Origin of the sequence: Thiocapsa imhoffii (assembly GCF_016583985.1) — a bacterium.
GTDB classification, from domain to species: Bacteria; Pseudomonadota; Gammaproteobacteria; order Chromatiales; family Chromatiaceae; genus Thiocapsa; species Thiocapsa imhoffii.
Window position 1 is genome coordinate 1 of sequence record NZ_NRSD01000037.1, and the last position, 16,216, is coordinate 16,216.

Consider the following 16,216-nt stretch of genomic DNA (forward strand, 5'->3'; position numbering starts at 1 on the left):
CTCCCGCTCCCCTCCCCCCTCTCAATCAAAGCACCGCCCAACGCCACACGCGCGCGGTATGATCTTCGATCGCGATCCCATCTGAACCGGCTGCTCCCGCATGGCCTTTGACACGCTGTACGGCGGCTTCAAGTCGCTCGTCGCAACCCTCTTCATGCCCTTCCCGCTCCTCCTCGGGCTGCTGACGCTCGGCTTCATCCTGCTGGCGATCGGGCGACGGCGGCTGGGTCGGGGCGTGGTGGTCGTCGCCTTCTCGTGTCTGCTGCTCGCGTCTTGGCGTCCGGTGGCCGATGCGGTGTTGGCACCGTTGGAGGATCGGCATCCGCCGCTCCTCGACCCTTCCGGGCTGGAAGGGGTCGCGGCGGTGGTGGTGCTGGGTGGCGGCTGGTGGCCGGATGCGCGTTGGCCGATCAGCGCGCAACTGAGCGAGAGTTCAGCCGTGCGCCTGTTCGAGGGGGTGCGGGTGCTCCGGTTCTTTCCGGATGCGCTGCTCGTGGTGAGTGGCGCGAGTCGCAGCGGCGATCTGGCGCCGGTGGCGCTGGGCTATGCGGAAGCGGCACGGGCCTTGGGTGTGTCACCGGAGCGGATCCTGGTGTTGGACACGCCGGTGGATACCGCCGGGGAAGCCTACGCGATGCGGGATGCACTGGGGGCCGAGCCGCGGTTGGTGTTGGTCACCTCGGCCTCGCATATGCCGCGGGCGGTGCGTCATTTTCGCGCGGTGGGGCTCGATCCGATTCCAGCGCCGACGCATCATCGCGCCGCGCGCGCGAGCGGGGCGCGGTTGCGCGACTGGATTCCATCAGCGGATGAGTTGCGCAAGACCGAAACGGCTTGGTATGAGTTTTTGGGGTTCTTGGCGTTGGGGTTTGAGCATGAGCCATCGGGACGGCCTTGAGGGAGGAGTTCAGGCCCGCCCGCGTGCTCGACCGGGCGGTTGCGCGTTCTGTCCTCAGCACAACCGACGGGGATCGCAGCGGACGGGAATCGCCTCAGTCCCCGCCCCCTCGCCCTCCTCCCGGGACAAACGCTGCGCCGGCTCCAGCGGCGCACGGCGTTCCGACATCACCCCGCCAGCCAGCTCTGCAGGTCATTGAGAAGCTCCAGCTCACCCCGGACGTGTGTCTGGCGCCGCAACTTCAGAATACGCGGGATGCGTTGGCTGACGAGGCGCCAGAGGTGCGGGATATAGTAGAGATAGATGCTGGCAGAATCCTGTCGGACCGGATAGCCAGAGGCGATTCTCGCTTTAGATGGAATCAGGCGACCGAACAGCAACCCGAATTTTGCCCGAACCGATTGCTGGTGGACGAAGGTATGCGCCAGCTTGACATCCGAACCGGTGCTCAAGTCACGCAACATCAGCAAAGACGCCTGCTCCAGGGCCCGTTCACCACCCGGAACGCTCTCGGTCATCGCTGGCCAGCGCATGCTGTCGCCACCCCAGTGGTGCTCGACTAGGCGCAGGGTCAGCCAGCAGGCGCGCTGCAGTCGGCCTTGGTCAGCGGCCTGCCAGAAGCGGGGCCAATCGATCGGCTGGCGTTCCAGGAGGAACGCAATATCGCTCAGGATCAGTGGGCCATTATCGAATTTGTGATCGACCGCGGCATGCACGATCAGATGCAACAGCATGTCGGTGGGTGCGGGAAAACGCAGGGTGTCCCCGCCAGCCTGGACGTCGATCGCCCGCTGCCAGAAGGCGGGTTCGGCGCTGGGATCAGCGAGCGTCGCCGCGCGCTGGTTGGGGTGATTCAAGCGCGCATGCACCTCCACCGTTACGCCACCGGGAGCCGTCCGCAGGGGCGGCAAGTGCTTGTGAATGGCGATCTTGGCCTCCGCATTGCCCTGATATTCCGGCGGCCGGACCAAACCGCCGGCGATCAGGGTATCAAAGGCGCGCAATGCCTCGTCCGCAGGCACCAGGATGTCCAGGTCCCGCAAGGGCCGCAGCCCCGGTTGGGGATAGGCATGAAAGGCGAGAAAGGCGCCTTTCAACGCCAAGCAGGGGATGCCCGCCGCCGTGAGTAAGCGATGGATTAACACCAACTCACGGCGCAGAACCAGGGCGCGCAGGGTCGCGCGCTTAAACCCGGCGGCGAGTTCCTCGCGAATGCGAGCCGGGACCGGGAGCCCGGCACGGTCGCGGGTCAGCAACCAGTGCAGAAGCGGCGCCAGGCGATGCTGACGCACCATGCGTAGGATGCTCTCCCAGTCTGCCGCGGTCAGGGCGGTGAGCCGGGCCGGGTCGATGACCGGCCGAGGGCTGATGAGGTCCAACAAAAGACGCTGCAGTTGCGCGAGTTCAGCCATCGCGCAGCCCCGCTCCAATCAGGTCGCCCGGCAGCGCCGCCAGATCCGGGCGCACCTGCTCCCAAGTCCCCTGGGCGGCCACTCGCCCAGCCTCCAGCACCACAACCTGATCCGCGTGCTCCAGGGTCGCCAGGCGGTGCCCAATGAGCACCAGGGTCAGATCACCGTGCAGATGCTCGATCGCGGCGCGCACCCGTGCCTCGTTCTCGCGGTCCAGGGCGCTGGTCGCCTCGTCCAGAATCAGTAGGCTCGGTCGGCGCAGCAGTGCGCGCGCCAGGGCCAGGCGCTGGCGCTCGCCGCCCGAGAGGCGGACGCCCCCATCGCCGACCAGGGTGTCCAGGCCCTGCGGCAGATCGAAGACAAAGTCGGCGGCCGCCCGTTCCAGCGCCTCTCGCAAAGCGGCCTCGTCAGACTCGGGCCCGCCCCACAGCAGGTTGTGACGGATGCTGTCGTGAAACAAGAAGACCTCCTGGGGTACGTAAGCGACGGACTGGCGCCACGCATGACGTCGGGCACCGATCAGGGGTTCTCCGTCGATGGTCACCGCACCCGCATCCGGGGTCAAGAGACCCATCAGCACATCGGCCAGCGTACTCTTGCCAGCCCCCGAGGCTCCGATCACGGCGGTCGTCGTACGGGCCAGTAGACGCAGGGTGACGCCGTCCAGGGCCGGTCGATCCCGGCCGGCATAGGTGAGATTCACACACTCCAAGGCGATGGCCTCCTCGATGGGCCAGGGCGTGGTGGCCGGCGCTGCGCCCATCGCGGTGGTCGCTTCGACGATCGGTTCGGCGGCGTCCCGACAATCCGCCAGCAGCCGCTCGGTCTGTTCGAGCGCCGGCAGGGCGTGCAGCCAATGGGCGATCTGCTGCTGGGCGGCGATAAACTGCGGGATCAGTCGGCTGAAGATGAGCACCAGGGTCAGCAGCTCCGGCACAGGCAGCCGCCATAGCGCCAGACCCACGTAGAGATAGGTCGCCAAGAGGCCCGCGCCGACGACCTGGAAGAACGCCCGTGACAGGCTCGTACTGGTGGCGAACCGCAACTGACGGTCGCGCAGACGCGCCAGCGTCTGGCCGAACTGCGCCAGGTGCCGATTCTCCTGCCCCAGGATCTTGGTCAGCTTGATCCCGGCCAGGCTCTCCTGCACCCGGCTCTGTAATTCCCGGTTGGCCTCCCCGAGAGCGTAACCCAGGCTCAGGGCGTGGCGCCGCTGGCGTGCCATCAGGGCAAACACCAGACCGCCGCTAGCGAGCACCAGAATGGTCATCGTCCAGGAGAGCACGAGCGCGGCCGTAAGATAGGCCGTGAGCGTCACGGCGGTGGCCAGCAGACCAATGCCGTAATGCAGCCCGACACCGACCCGGTTGATGTCCGTGAGCAGGAGGTTGGCCTGGTCAGAGCGACGGCCGGCGGCAATCCATCGCCATTCCACGCCGAGCAGAGCCTCGTAGGCGCGCAGCCTCAGACCGTCCACCAATCGATATTGCAGGCTGATGCCGAGGCGTTCCCGACCAAACTGAATGGCGCTCCGCAGCACCACCAGGCCGACAAATGCCAGCAGCAGACCACCGACGGTTGGCGTCAGACCCAGCCAGGAGAGACCGCTCACCAAGCCCTCGATCAGCGGGTTGCCCTGTCCGCCGCCCGTGCCGCCGGCATCGGCGCTGGACGGTAACGCCTCACCGACCGCGAAGCCTCCCGCGGTTTCACCCAGGGCACCGAGCAGCGGGACCAGCAACAGCAGGCCGATGCCCTCGGTCAGGCTACCGAGTGTCATGAGGAGAATGAAGCTCAGCAGGCGCCCGCGGGGTGCCGCCCCGAGCAGCCGCCAGAAGGCGCGCAGCGGTTTCATGGTCGTTCACCGGCTCCGCACCCGAGCACCTGGAAAGGACACCGCTGCACGTCTGGATCGCCGAGCGCGCTGAACGGCGGAGCGTTCAAGCGGGGGCCACGCCGGCCAGCCCCGGTGCGACGAAGCAGCCCACCACAGTGAACTGCCCAAAGCTGGTGCCGCCGGTGACGCGCACCCGCCCGGCGGCAACCCAGGCGTGCGCCTTCAGGTTAGCGGGTTCCGTCGGATCACGCATCAAACCGAAATAGAGGACATAAGGCACACCATAGAGACCTAAGAGGACGCGCGCAGCGACGGCCTGCGGAAAGCAGTTGGAGTCCCACGGGGTGTGGCGGGCCGCCAAGCGCACCGCTCTGCCGACCAGCAGGGCGCGCCGCTCCTGCGCCGGGGTCAGCAACGGAACCCAGGGCGCAATCCCGGACCGGCGCCCGAGCCGCGGCGCCAGGCGGCGGAAGGATACGCCGAAGATCAGCGCCTTGCCGAATCCCAACAGGATCCAAGTGGGCAGGAACCAGGCTTGGATGAAGCGAGGTTGGCGAGCGAAGGTCGCCACCTTGCGTGGTAGATGAGCAGGTATGGTGTTGATGGTCTGTCCTCGGGCGGTGGCCTAGCAGGCGATGCAGCTCCGATGGGGCAAGCGGACCCGCGTCTGTGGATCGACCCAAATCAGAACCAAGCCCGACCCCGATCTGTCGCCGCAAGCAGTCATGCATCCACACGCTAAGTGCCCGGAGGCGCTGAGTACGGTACATGTTCCCGAAGCGTTGACACTTGTACTCGGCTCTGCTATTTCTGACTAACAGGGCGTGCTGCAGCACTCTCCAGACGCCGGCTCTTCACAACGGGTGAAGGCCTTCACGGACGTCTGACACGGGCTTCACGGCTGGGTTATTTTAACAGTAGCATCCATGTGGTGGTGGTGATGGCACGTTCAAAAATCGCGTCTCTCGGTCTGTTTGGTCTTCTAGTCGCTGGCTCGATGGTGTTCTCTACGGCTGCGGTTGCAGCAACATGTTCTGGTTTTTTCCGGCTGGTTTCGAGTTACACCGATGGGACGACATACACCATCTATGCGCAACCGGACAGAGCATCGGTTGCGCCCTATGCGATTTTCATGACTACGACCAATCCGGGGATCGCGAATGCGCTTCAGGCTGCGCTTACTGGCGATAAAACCGTGTGGTTGAGATCAACAAATTTGCCGACGTGCCCTGACCTAACGACCGCAGCGGGTTTCGTGAATTTCGGAACCGTTGCGAATTTCTCGACATTCCGATAATGACATTGGCGTCGTGACCCGGCTACTGGCTGACGTCGGCATGATGCGGAAGTAATGATGAGCAAACGACCCATCCTGGCTTTGACTATCGGTGTCGCGTCCCTTGGTCTAGTCATCATCCTGCTGTGGGGACGTCTGGATGGTGACTCCGGGGAGGTCGCTTCGACCCCCGGAGCAGGGGCACGGGCAGCTGTAGAGCAAACAATCGACACCGGGCTCGGTCATCAGGACGCTGTGAAGTCGGCTCGGCCGCCACGTTTCCACGACGTGGGGTCCCCAGCCTGGGAGGTGGAACCTCCTGGTTACGCTGGGCGCCAGACGCCGAGCGCCACGGATTTCGAACAGATCCAAAACCTTCGGAACGAAAATATCGCCTTGACGGAGTCGCTGCGTTCCGCCGGCATGTCGGACGATGAGATCAGCGCCATGCAGCAGGCGAGCGAGGATCATATCGCGCAGTTGATGCAGCCAGAAGCCATCAGAGGTCCTACTCCGTTCATGGACTCCGTCATGCTGCGCTCCAACCTCTCCGAAGCGCTCGACGGTGCTGGCTTTACACCAGAGGCCATCGAAGCGATGACGGCGGCGATGATTCCCGATGACACACCGCTTCCGCCTCCACCTGAGGCCGAAAGGCGTTGATGAACCCCTCGCTTGGATACAAGTATCCCGCCGTACCCGAACTCGATAGCCTCGGGATATGTAAAGGTTGGATTCAACGTATGAGTTGAGGTGGCCGATTTCGATCAATCGCGACTTCCGTTGTTTAAACTCACACAAAAAACAGGAGCTTTTTATGAGTCACAGTGCTGCTGAGCTGTTCCCGGATGTGTGGAATTCAGATCATGTTCAGGAGATCGCTTGCAACCCTAGCGATAACCAACGACGGCATTACGAAACTCCGGCCTACAGCCGCGAAGCCATCATTATGACAGAATTCGGGGCCGGTGGAACGCCAGATGCTGGTCAAACTAGTTAGCTCTTAAACGGGACTTTAAAACAGTGACGACTTCGGGGTAGTTCAAGCCATCATCCCCGAAGCCAGCTCTGTAACATGTGAGATCCTTCCCACTGACCTGACAGTGACTCGTAACCGATCTTTTGGTTAATTCCAAACCAAAATGGTTGAGGATGAGTCCCTTCGACTCGTTTCGTTCGTTGAGAGCAATCCACATACGGGGCTTGCGGGTCACTACCGCCAGCCGAATCGACGGTTACACGCGACCTAGACATGACTGCCATTGCTGGGCTTATACGCCTTGATGCCGCCCAGCTTGATCGCGCAATCATTGAGCGCATGCTCAATCTGCTTGCACCCTATGGGCGTGACGCCAAGCGCAATCTGGTCACGCCGGGTGCTGCTTTTCTCCGTACTCTGCTGCGCACCACACCGGAAGACCGCTTGGATAGCGGACCCCTCGCCCATCCGGAAAGCCAAACCGTGCTGCTTTTCGATGGCCGGCTCGATAACCGCGAGGAACTAGCCGCCACCCTCGGCATTCCCCCGGTCGAGTTGCGCCTGCTGGCCGACAGCGACCTGGTCTTGCAAGCCTGTCTGCGCTGGGATACCGGGTGCCTCGACCGCCTGCTCGGCGATTTCGCCTTGGCCTGCTGGCAACCCAAGACACGGCGCCTCTGGCTGGCGCGTGATCCGCTGGGCAACCGGCCGCTCTACTGGCACCGCCAGTCCGCGTTCTTCGCCTTCGCGACCCTGCCCAAGGCCCTCTTTGCCATTCCCGGGGTCGCGCAGGCGATCTGCGAGGAGCGGCTGCAGGACTATCTCTGCCTGCTACCGATGGTCGGCCCGGAGTCCTTCTACCAGGACATCTACCGGGTCGAGCCGGGTCAGCTCCTGGTGCTGGAAGGGGATCGGGTCAGGACCCGGCGCTATCACCGCTGGGATCCGGAGCAGGACATCCAGCTCTCTAGTGATGACGACTATCTGGAGGCCTTCCGTGAGCAGGTGGAACGCGCGGTGGCCTGCCGGTTGCGCGCCTGTGGTCCTATTGCCTCGCATCTCAGCTCCGGGTTCGATAGCTCCACCGTCACGGCCCTGGCCGCCCGGCAACTCGCGGCGCGCGGTGAGGGGCTACTGGCCTATACGGCGGTGCCGCGTGAGGGCTTTTCCGGTTCCGCCCCGAGGGGCCGCCACGCCGACGAAGGCCCCGGCGCCCGTGCCGTCGCGGCGCGGTTCCCCACGATCGAGCACCACCTGATCCGCACCGCCGGCACCGCGCCGATCGATCGCTTGGACGAGGACGTTCAGAGCCTGGACCGACCGCCGCTCAACCCCTGCAACATGGTCTGGATGAAGGCCATCGAGGCCGCGGCCGCGGAGCGCGGCGCCAAGGTGCTGCTCAACGGGGAAATGGGCAACATGACGATTTCCTATACTGGCCGGGAATATCTGCCGCACCTGTTCGGCCGGCGTCAGTGGGGCGCCTGGTGGCGTGAGGCGCGCGCCCTGAAGCGTCATCAGTCGATGCGCTGGCGCGCTCTGCTGCTGCAATCGGCCGGTCCCTACCTGCCCCCCGCGCTATGGACACTGATCGGGCGCCTGCGTGGGCATGATTGGAACCTTACCGACTACACCGCCATTCATCCCGCCTTCCTGCAACGCATGGATCATGCGGCCCGGGTGCGCGCCAGTGGCTGGGATCTCAGCTACCGACCCTGGGCCGACGGTCGGCGTATGCGGATCGCCGTGTTGGAGCGGCTGGACAACGGCGACTATCAGGCGGCCGCCAATGCCGCCGGCCTGGAGCGGCGCGATCCCACCGCCGATCGGCGCCTGATCGAATTCTGTCTGGCGGTGCCGGATCGGCAGTACCTGCGCAACGGCCAGACCCGCTGGCTGCTGCATCGGTTGATGGATGGCGTACTGCCCCCCGAGATCCTGCATGCACGGACCAAGGGCTATCAGGCCGCCGACTGGTTCGAGTCGGCTGGGGCCAGCCTGCCACGGATGCGCGAGGAACTGGGGCGTTTACGGGACAAAGGCGTGGGCCGTTATCTGGATCTGGACAGTCTTCTAAGGTCGCTGGACGACTGGCCCGAAACAGGATGGGAGCAGAGCCGCCAAGAGCAGCGCTACCGTCTGAAGCTGCTGCGAGGCCTCTCGGTCGGTACCTTCATCCGTCAGGTTGAGAGTGATAATCGCTAGCTGAGAGCCTGCATCGCGATGCTTGGACGCGCTCACCCGGGCCGCCAACGGCTCCATCGGGTTGACCGGATCGCTGGCGGCGTCATTGCGCCGGAGGTCGGCTCACTGCTGGTCGCCCGCGCGCAGGGACCTGACCTGTTCGAGGCTCAGACATGAGACGCCTCAGCGAGGGGTCGGGTGAGCAGGTCTCCGAGGTGCTCGAACAGCCTGTCGGCCACGTCGGCGGGCTGGCGTAAAGTCAGCGCGTGGCGGTAGAAACGTCCCACGGTCTGACCGGCGCCAATCGCGGCCAGGTGGATGGGCGAGGCCTCGACGGCGGCGATGACGGCGCGGAGATGGTCGTCCAGGAACCGCCTGCCGTTGGCGCTCACCGTGGCCTCGTCATAGGGGGCGGCATCGCAGAGCACGATGAGGATCTTGCGTGGCTCGGGCCATGCCCGCAGCCGCCTGGCGGCCCAGTCTAGGGCCTCGCCGTCCAGGTTCTCGCGGCCCAGTCCGTCCCGCAGCAGGAGACCCAGGTAGGGGCGACGGCGACGCCAGCGTTGGTCCGCCCCCTTGTAGATGAGATGCCTCGGGGCGTTGAGGCGACCGGGACGCGGCGGCTCGCCCGCGGCGCGCCAGGCCCGGACCAGGGGGTTGTCGGCGCCGAAGCGCGTGGTGTAGCCGAGCACCTCGCAGCGGATGCCGCAGATCTCTAGGGTGCGGGCCGCCAGATCAATGGCCTGGGCGGTGAGACGCTGCGGCAGTCCGCGCATGGACCCCGACTGATCGACCAACAGGGTGACGCAGGCCTCCGGCACCGGGGCCTCGTCCTCCTGACGGAAGACAGCATAAGGGGGCCGGCGGGTGAGCAGGCGGGCGAGGCGGCGGCTGTCGAGGCGACCCTCGTCCTGATCGAAGGACCAGCGGCGCAGACGAGCGGCCACCAGCCGGCGCTGGAGACGCAAGGCCAGGCGGCGCGCCTGGCGCTGGTCGGGCTCGGGGATCTGTCGCAGGTTCAGGGCGTCGCTCGGCTGGTAAAGCTGCGCGGCATCCAGAAGCTGATCCCAGCGGCGGCTGTACGTGGCATAGCCGGGGTCGTGCCGATCGGGAGTGATGCCGTCGACGGCACCGGCCGGGGTGTCCGTGGTCTCGGCTTCGTCGTCCGGGTTTGGCTGGGCGCCATCAGGCGGATCAATCTCGGCGTCCCCCGGCATCGCGGGTGGGGAGATTGATCCCTGTCTGCGTGCTGCGGCAGGAAGAGGGCTTTGATCGTCGGCCGCGGCCAGCGTTAGCTCGCGCACCAGCGGGAGTATCCGTTCGGCGAAGCCGTCGGCATCCGCGAGGATGGCGCGGGCCTGCTCCAGCTGCTCAGCGATCCTGGCGGCACTGGGGGCGCGGCCCAGGCGCACTCGCCTCGGCGCGTCGGTCCTGTCATCCGCGCCCCCATCCATTGCGGCCCTCAAGGACTGGCCCCGTTTCAGGCGACGCAGCAAGGCACCGAGGGCTCCCGCCGGGTTTCTTGGGGCTGGCTGTTCGGCCCCAGACCGGCTCGGATCTTCGGTGAAACCGTTCAAGCAGAGGCTTTCCGGCTCCTCGCGCGTGGTGGTCTCATCCGGGTTCGCGCTGGACAGGGTGCCATCGAAGACACGCCGGGCCAGGTCATAAAGGCTCGTCGCCCGCGCGTCGGTCGGCGCCAACGGCGCGACGTCGGCTAGATTCAGGGCCATACCCGGCAGATCGCGGCCGGCCAGGGTCTCCACCCGAGCGCGCTCCAGGATCGCGTACCAGGGCCACTCCGCATCGCTGAAACGGTGATCGACCGCACTTGTGTGCCAACGCTGCCAGGCCGCGAGGGCATCGGACCCGCCCCGCCACTCGGGATGAGCGGGTCCCAGGGTCGGCGCCAGATCAGTCGTCGGATCGCCGGCGTAGGCCCGCTGCCAAGCGGCCTGCAGGGCCATAACGGCCGCCGCATCCTTGGGCTCAGCATCCGTCATCGCCGGCGCGTCCGGAATCGACCCAAGGGGGGTACGGTGACCATGCCAGTGTGACAGCAGCGGCCTCGGCGCATGGCGGGGCCATGGTTAGAGCGTCAGCTCCCGCGCCAGGCAACGCTGGTAGATCTCGGCCACCAGGGGCCGCTCGCTCTCGTCGCAGCGGTTGAGAAAGGCCAGGCGGAACGAGTCGTCTAGAGCGTCCAACAGCACCTGGTTCTCGCCCCAAGCGATCAAGGTGCGCAGGGAGAAGAGGTGGCCGAGGTCGCCCTGGCGATAGGCGCTGCGGCACAAGCCGGCGAGTCTGACCATCGCGGCGGCCGTGGGGGCGTTGAGCTCAGGAACCCGCGCCTGCAGGATGGCCGTCTCTTCAGCGGCGGGCAGGTAGCCGAGCTCGCAGACCACCGGCCAGCGGTCGAGCTGGGCCTGATTGAGCACCTGGGTGCCGGCGTAAAGACCGGAGGCGTCCCCTTGGCCGGCGGTGTTGGCGGTGGCGAAGAGACGGAAGCCTGGATGCGGGGTGATGACGCGATTCTGGTCCAGCAGGGTCAGTTTGCCGTTGGCCTCCAGCAGCCGCTGGATCACGAACATGACGTCGGGTCGCCCCGCATCGTATTCGTCGAAGACCAGTGCGACGGGGTGTTCCAAGGCCCAGACGAGGATGCCGGGGACGAACTCGGTCACCGGATGCTCATCGCGCACCACCACCATGTCTCGGCCGATGAGATCGGCGCGCGTGACATGCCCGTCGAGGTTGACCCGCACGCACGGCCAGTTGAGCCGCGCCGCCACCTGCTCGATGTGGGAGGACTTACCGGCACCATGGGGGCCGTAAACATAGACCCGACGATTGTGGGCGAAGCCCATGAGAATGGCGCGGGTGACTGCGGGCACAAAGCGAAAGGCCGGGTCCAGATCGGGGACGTGGGCCTCGGACGTGGTGAAAGCCGGCACGGGCCAGGGGAGGCTGAAGCCGAAGAGCGCAGCGCAATCGCAAGGCGCAGTGGAGACCCCGGCTGGGGAGGTACCATCTGTGCCGTCGGCGGGTGTCATGCTCGATGCCCAGTCGGGCCGATCAAGACGAAGGGGCAACGGTCGTCTCAGGCGTATCGATCCGGGCGAGTCCATCCTCCAGCATGTCCTTCACAAAGGCCAGCGTATCGGCTAGGCAGCGCTCCTCGTCGATCTCGAACTCGGCCTGGATCGCCGCACAGAGTTCGGCGATGGTGAGCGGCTGTTCGAGCTGCTGCCAGATAAAGCTGGCTACCGCGTTGAGGCCGTAATAGTGACCGGACTCCACGTTCATCATCAGCACCTCACCGTCGGCCTCCGCGGCGATCTGGTCGGGATGCTGACGCACGCGCGTCTGCGGGGTTAGGGTTGCGTCTGCGCTCATCTGGCTCGTGTTCATCAGGATGGCCTTGTGATCTGAACGAGGCATGAATCGATCACTCGCGCCTAGGTCCGAGGGCTTCGAGTGTGCGGGGCATGATACCATCCTCGCCATTGAATCCGTTGACGATCCAGCAGTTGGTCGCGTGCCGTGAGTTCTCTGCGCTGAGATGCCCCGGTCGCCCCTGCCGCGACACCGGATGCCCATCCAGTCGGCGAGATGGATCAAACGCGGGGCGGCGCCCGGCTCTTGGCGGCCCGAGAAACGACCCTGATCCAGGATCGATCCTCTGCCAACCAACGAAAACCGGCCACTGATGACTCCGGTCTCCACCGTCGCCGATGTTCGGCGACCCTTGCCGAGCCTCCCCCGCCCCATGCCCTACGCGTATCAGATCTTCGGCCTGACCCTGCACGCCGACTTTGACTGCCCCGAGCTGCTGGCAGCGGCAGCCGATGCTCCACCCGACATCGAGGTGCGGCTCGACACGCTGGACGCCAGCCTGGATGATGCCAACGTCGCCCGGGAGCACGAGACCACCCCGGGCATCTATCAATTCCAAATCCAGGGGATCGCGCGCTACCGGGTCGAACAGGGCCGCAGCATCCGCGTGCAGCCCGAATCCAGCGCGGACCCCGGCGACGTGCGACTCTGGCTGCTCGGCACAGCCCTTGGCGTGCTGCTGCATCAGCGTGGTCTGCTGCCGCTGCATGTCAGCGCGGTCGCCCTGGACGGTGGCGCCCAGGCCTTTTGCGGCGAATCCGGCGCGGGCAAGTCGACCCTAGCCGCCGCCCTGCACCGGCGCGGGCTGCCGCTGCTCACCGACGATGTCGGCCTGGCGGTTCCCGAGACGGACTGCACCACCTTCTACCCCGGTTTTCCGCGCATCAAGCTCTGGCGCGATGCGCTGGCACACTTTGGCATGGATCACCGCCCGCTGACGCCTGATCTGACCCGCAACGACAAGTATCACCTGCGGCTCGCGGGCGAGGACGGCTTTCATGTCCAGCCGCTGCCCCTGCGTCGCCTCTATCTGCTGGAGCGGGCCGATGAGGACGCGACACCATGCATCGAGCCGGTACGCGGCCATGCGTCCATCGGCCTGATCCGCTCCAATACCTACCGGGCTGGCCTGGTGCGGCGTTTAGGTCAGGCGGGCGCGCATCTGCGCCAGTGCGGACGGGTTGCCTCCAGTATCAGGGTGTACCGCTTCGTCCGCCCCTGGCACCTCGACCGGTTGGATGAGACCCTCGAACACCTGCTCGCCCACATGAACCAGCCCGAATGAACCCCCTAATGCTTAAAACGAATGAAAATAATCATTGATCAGTGATTTTTTAGACCCAACGCAGGGAATGCAGCCCTGACTTCACCAGGATGGCGGGATGGGCTGGTCGGGTTGGATTGTTCCGGGCAGGCGCCGGCGCGACCTGGGTCAAAGCAGGCAATCAACGCAGGCCGCCGGTCGCGGGCACCTGCACTTGTGGGCATCGGCCATCGGGACGGCCGTGAGGGAGGGGTTCAGGGGGGATCGCCCGCAAGCGGGCTCCTCCGGCTCGGCGGCTTGTGATGCGTTGCGGGCGTACAGGGGCAGTTTTCGGTTGCGCTCGTCACGGACGCTGCTGTCGGCGACCTTGATGACCAGAAGTACGTCTGCGGCCTGCGGAGGTCCCGAGCTGTCGAAGGCGTCCCGCGGCTTGAGGATCGCGATGTCGGGCTGAGGTGCGCTCAGGTCGCCGAGCAGGATCGGGTGTTGGGTGGAGACGATCGCGCGTCTGCCGATGGCTTCGATGAGGAGCAACGTGAGCCGCGTGGTGTGTTTTGACGTCGGCGTCCGTGCGTCGTCTGTCGGCTCAGTGCCAATCGCCCGCGCGCAGGGCATCGACCGCATCGGGACTCAGGCCGGTGGCCTGGGCGATCTGCCCGTCGGCGGGCACGCCGCGCTGGATGAGGCCGCGGGCGGTTGACGTTTCCCCGGAAATCACCTTAAAGCAGCTTCACCAAGGCCGCCATCGCACCGACTTGGGCGAACATCAGCGGGATGAGCCACAGCAGCACGCTGTTGCGGCTACGCTCGATCGCGGCGGTCATATCGCCGCGCATTTGGACCATTTCTTTCTGAAGCCTGAGCTCGGTTTGGCGTAGCTCGCCACGCAACTGCTCGATCTCGGTTTTGACCTCGCCGCGTAACTGCTCGATCTCGGACTTGACCTCGCCGCGCAACTGTTCGATCTCCTTTTGCAGCCGGAGCTCGGCCTGACGTAGCTCGCCGCGCAACTGTTCGATCTCCTTTTGCAGACGCAGCTCCGTCTCGCTCAGATGCGTGCGCGTCACGAGATCTGGGAGATGGGGATAACGCTCTTCCAGACGCTCGAAGGCTTCGGCGATCACGCGGGCCCGCGCTCGCTCGTCCGGCGCGCTGGCAAGGGCTTCGTAAAGCTCGACCACGGTGCTCATCGTTGTTCATCCGTGCCTCGTTTGATTGGATTGCAGTGTACACCGGTTGCCGGTCATTCGCCTCGATCCGGCCAATGGGGTGGTGGATGCGCTGCGCTGATCCACCCGACTGAATCTGTGCGAGCCCCGTAGGGTGGATAAGGCGCGCGCTCGAGGGTTGCGATGGGCAAGAGGTCGGCCGCGCCGCATCCACCAGGCGCCGCTCCGGTGCGACCGACGGCGCTCTCGACCTACGGGGTGGTGGATGCGCTGCGCTTATCCACCCTACAGAATCTGTGGGAGCCCCGTAGGGTGGATAAGGCGCGCGCTCGAGGGTTGGCGATTGGCAAGAGGTCGGCCGCGCCGCATCCACCAGGCGCCGGTCAGGTTCGGCCGACGGCGCTCCCGGCCAACGGGGTGGTGGATGCGCTGCGCTGATCCACCCTACTCAAGATATGGCAGCGGAAAGCCCGTAGGGTGGATAAGCGTAGCGCATCCACCAGCGACAGCGAGGCGCGCGACGAGGCCGCCGGTGGATGCGGCGCGATCCAGCTCGGCGGCGTGTCCGAGACGGCGTGCCACGCGCCTTATCCACCCTACGGTCCAGCTAGTCTTGGATCGGGTCAGTTCAGGCGACCCTAACAGCGCCGGCGCATTGCAGACGCTCATCTGCCGGAGGTAGGCAGCGGCTTGACGGGCGGAACAGGCGCACACTCTCTGCTTCGTGAACCTAAGGTCTCGTCGCGAACTGGACGCATGCGAGCAACCGAAGTCACAGCCGAGGAGAGCATGGCATTGCGATTCGACCAAGCCTGGTGCACCGCCATGCTCTCGATGGCGGCGTCGAGAGTTGATCGCAGGATATCTCCCGTATGCCACTATGCTATGTTTAGGACGTACGACACCGAGCACGAGCGGCGTGCCCCAGTCTGACACAGAGCATGGGAAGGTATCGCAGAAGTGGAACTCGTTCTTGCGTGAGGTGCCGTCCACCTAGCCAGTCACTTGCGAGGGGCTTGCTCATCAGGCCGACCACAGATCTAAGTTGAAATTCATATTTATTAGAATAACCTTAATGCTAAGAAATACTCGCAGGAGTCCCGTCGCGCTGTTGTCCGGCCCTATGAACAAAACCGCTTCCGCGTGTCTGATTCTATGTTGAATAGCCTTGTTGTTCAGACGCCTTATCGGAAAGAGCATCTAATAAGCTAATGATGAATGAAAAGCTTCCCCGTCGACTTCATAAGGAACCCATTATTGATGCGCTTTTTGAGTGTCGATTCCTTGCGCATCTCCCTTTATCCAGCATACTTCCAGGAGTGATCTTCTCCGATTTGAAAGGTGAGAAAAAATTAGAGCGACTCCCGCATGCAGAAATACCCGAAGTTATTCGAAACAACGATCCAAACTTGCAATATATTCCGCTTATCCGTATTCGTTTGGCCGATTATAGCCTAATGATTGGCGATCGCAGTATGGCTGTTGCCTGTAACTTACCCTATCAAGGTTGGCCTCACTTCAAGAGCATGATCCTCAGCATGATGGAAATCCTCAAGCAGGCGAGCTTAGTTGATGGTCTTACTCGTTACTCTCTGAAGTATGTTGACCTAATTGAATCCAAAGATCCTGCGGACCAAGTAAGCTTAGAGACTGTATAGAAAGTTCCGCTCAATAGAACGGAGATTAAATGATATAATAGAAGCAAATAACCTTTTAGTAAGCAATTTGATTGTGACAGATTTGACGAAGGAGTAAACGCGACGATGCGAGATAAACTTGCGACTCACTAGAACGAGGTTCTCTC

Annotated in this window: 15 protein-coding genes; 7 read left to right on the top strand and 8 right to left on the bottom strand. The window is 64.4% G+C overall.

Translation table 11 applies throughout. The annotated features are described in order from the left end of the window. Positions 1-100 precede the first annotated feature (100 nt). The gene (locus CKO25_RS19480) at positions 101-898 is read left to right on the top strand and encodes an ElyC/SanA/YdcF family protein (RefSeq protein WP_242467763.1); all 798 of its coding nucleotides are present in this window, start codon (positions 101-103) and stop codon (positions 896-898) included. A 167-nt stretch (positions 899-1,065) separates the two neighbouring features. On the opposite strand, the gene CKO25_RS19485 is transcribed toward CKO25_RS19480, so the two are convergent. From CKO25_RS19485 to CKO25_RS19495, 3 genes are all read right to left on the bottom strand, one after another. After that, the gene (locus CKO25_RS19485; protein ID WP_200389624.1) at positions 1,066-2,310 is read right to left on the bottom strand and encodes a nucleotidyltransferase domain-containing protein; all 1,245 of its coding nucleotides are present in this window, start codon (positions 2,308-2,310) and stop codon (positions 1,066-1,068) included. After that, positions 2,303-4,165 (bottom strand): ABC transporter ATP-binding protein, encoded by a 1,863-nt coding sequence (locus CKO25_RS19490; RefSeq protein ID WP_200389625.1) that lies wholly within the window; start codon positions 4,163-4,165, stop codon positions 2,303-2,305. Before CKO25_RS19490 ends, CKO25_RS19485 begins: the two co-directional genes overlap by 8 nt. An 85-nt stretch (positions 4,166-4,250) precedes the next feature. After that, the gene (locus CKO25_RS19495; RefSeq protein ID WP_200389626.1) at positions 4,251-4,718 is read right to left on the bottom strand and encodes a lasso peptide biosynthesis B2 protein; all 468 of its coding nucleotides are present in this window, start codon (positions 4,716-4,718) and stop codon (positions 4,251-4,253) included. Between the two features lie 780 nt (positions 4,719-5,498). Between CKO25_RS19495 and CKO25_RS19500 the strand changes: the two genes are divergently transcribed. Together CKO25_RS19500 and CKO25_RS19505 are read left to right on the top strand one after the other, a co-directional pair. Next, positions 5,499-6,086 carry a hypothetical protein gene (locus CKO25_RS19500; protein WP_200389627.1) on the top strand — a complete coding sequence of 196 codons (588 nt, stop codon included), beginning with the start codon at positions 5,499-5,501 and terminating at the stop codon, positions 6,084-6,086. Positions 6,087-6,675: 589 nt separating this feature from the next. Beyond that, a complete protein-coding gene (locus CKO25_RS19505) occupies positions 6,676-8,607 on the top strand; it encodes an asparagine synthetase B family protein (protein WP_200389628.1) in 1,932 nt (643 codons plus the stop codon). 146 nt (positions 8,608-8,753) lie between these two features. Here the strand turns inward: CKO25_RS19505 and CKO25_RS19510 are convergent, their stop codons facing one another. The 3 genes from CKO25_RS19510 to CKO25_RS19520 all read right to left on the bottom strand — a co-directional run bounded on the left by CKO25_RS19510 (position 8,754) and on the right by CKO25_RS19520 (position 12,024). Then, the gene (locus CKO25_RS19510) at positions 8,754-10,586 is read right to left on the bottom strand and encodes a cobaltochelatase CobT-related protein (RefSeq protein ID WP_200389629.1); all 1,833 of its coding nucleotides are present in this window, start codon (positions 10,584-10,586) and stop codon (positions 8,754-8,756) included. 87 nt (positions 10,587-10,673) lie between these two features. Then, a complete protein-coding gene (locus tag CKO25_RS19515; RefSeq protein WP_200389630.1) occupies positions 10,674-11,636 on the bottom strand; it encodes an AAA family ATPase in 963 nt (320 codons plus the stop codon). Between the two features lie 22 nt (positions 11,637-11,658). Beyond that, positions 11,659-12,024: a PqqD family peptide modification chaperone gene (locus tag CKO25_RS19520; protein ID WP_200389631.1), complete on the bottom strand. Its 366-nt coding sequence runs from the start codon at positions 12,022-12,024 to the stop codon at positions 11,659-11,661. Positions 12,025-12,352: 328 nt separating this feature from the next. Between CKO25_RS19520 and CKO25_RS19525 the strand changes: the two genes are divergently transcribed. Further along, complete coding sequence (locus CKO25_RS19525) at positions 12,353-13,264, top strand: hypothetical protein (protein WP_200389632.1); 912 nt, start codon at positions 12,353-12,355, stop codon at positions 13,262-13,264. Positions 13,265-13,411: 147 nt separating this feature from the next. Here CKO25_RS19525 and CKO25_RS19530 read toward each other — a convergent pair whose 3' ends face one another. Beyond that, entirely contained in the window at positions 13,412-13,777 is a 366-nt protein-coding gene (locus tag CKO25_RS19530; protein WP_200389633.1) for a Uma2 family endonuclease, read from the bottom strand. On the opposite strand from CKO25_RS19530, the gene CKO25_RS19535 reads away from it, so the two are divergent. Further along, entirely contained in the window at positions 13,767-13,943 is a 177-nt protein-coding gene (locus CKO25_RS19535) for a hypothetical protein (protein ID WP_200389634.1), read from the top strand. The genes CKO25_RS19530 and CKO25_RS19535 overlap by 11 nt on opposite strands. A gap of 19 nt (positions 13,944-13,962) precedes the next feature. On the opposite strand, the gene CKO25_RS19540 is transcribed toward CKO25_RS19535, so the two are convergent. Then, positions 13,963-14,433 (bottom strand): DUF1640 domain-containing protein, encoded by a 471-nt coding sequence (locus CKO25_RS19540; protein ID WP_200389635.1) that lies wholly within the window; start codon positions 14,431-14,433, stop codon positions 13,963-13,965. Positions 14,434-14,595: 162 nt separating this feature from the next. On the opposite strand from CKO25_RS19540, the gene CKO25_RS19545 reads away from it, so the two are divergent. Beyond that, complete coding sequence (locus CKO25_RS19545) at positions 14,596-14,850, top strand: hypothetical protein (protein WP_200389636.1); 255 nt, start codon at positions 14,596-14,598, stop codon at positions 14,848-14,850. 773 nt (positions 14,851-15,623) lie between these two features. Further along, positions 15,624-16,070, top strand: coding sequence for a TIGR04255 family protein (locus CKO25_RS19550; protein ID WP_200389637.1), 447 nt, complete (start codon positions 15,624-15,626; stop codon positions 16,068-16,070). Positions 16,071-16,216: the final 146 nt, after the last annotated feature.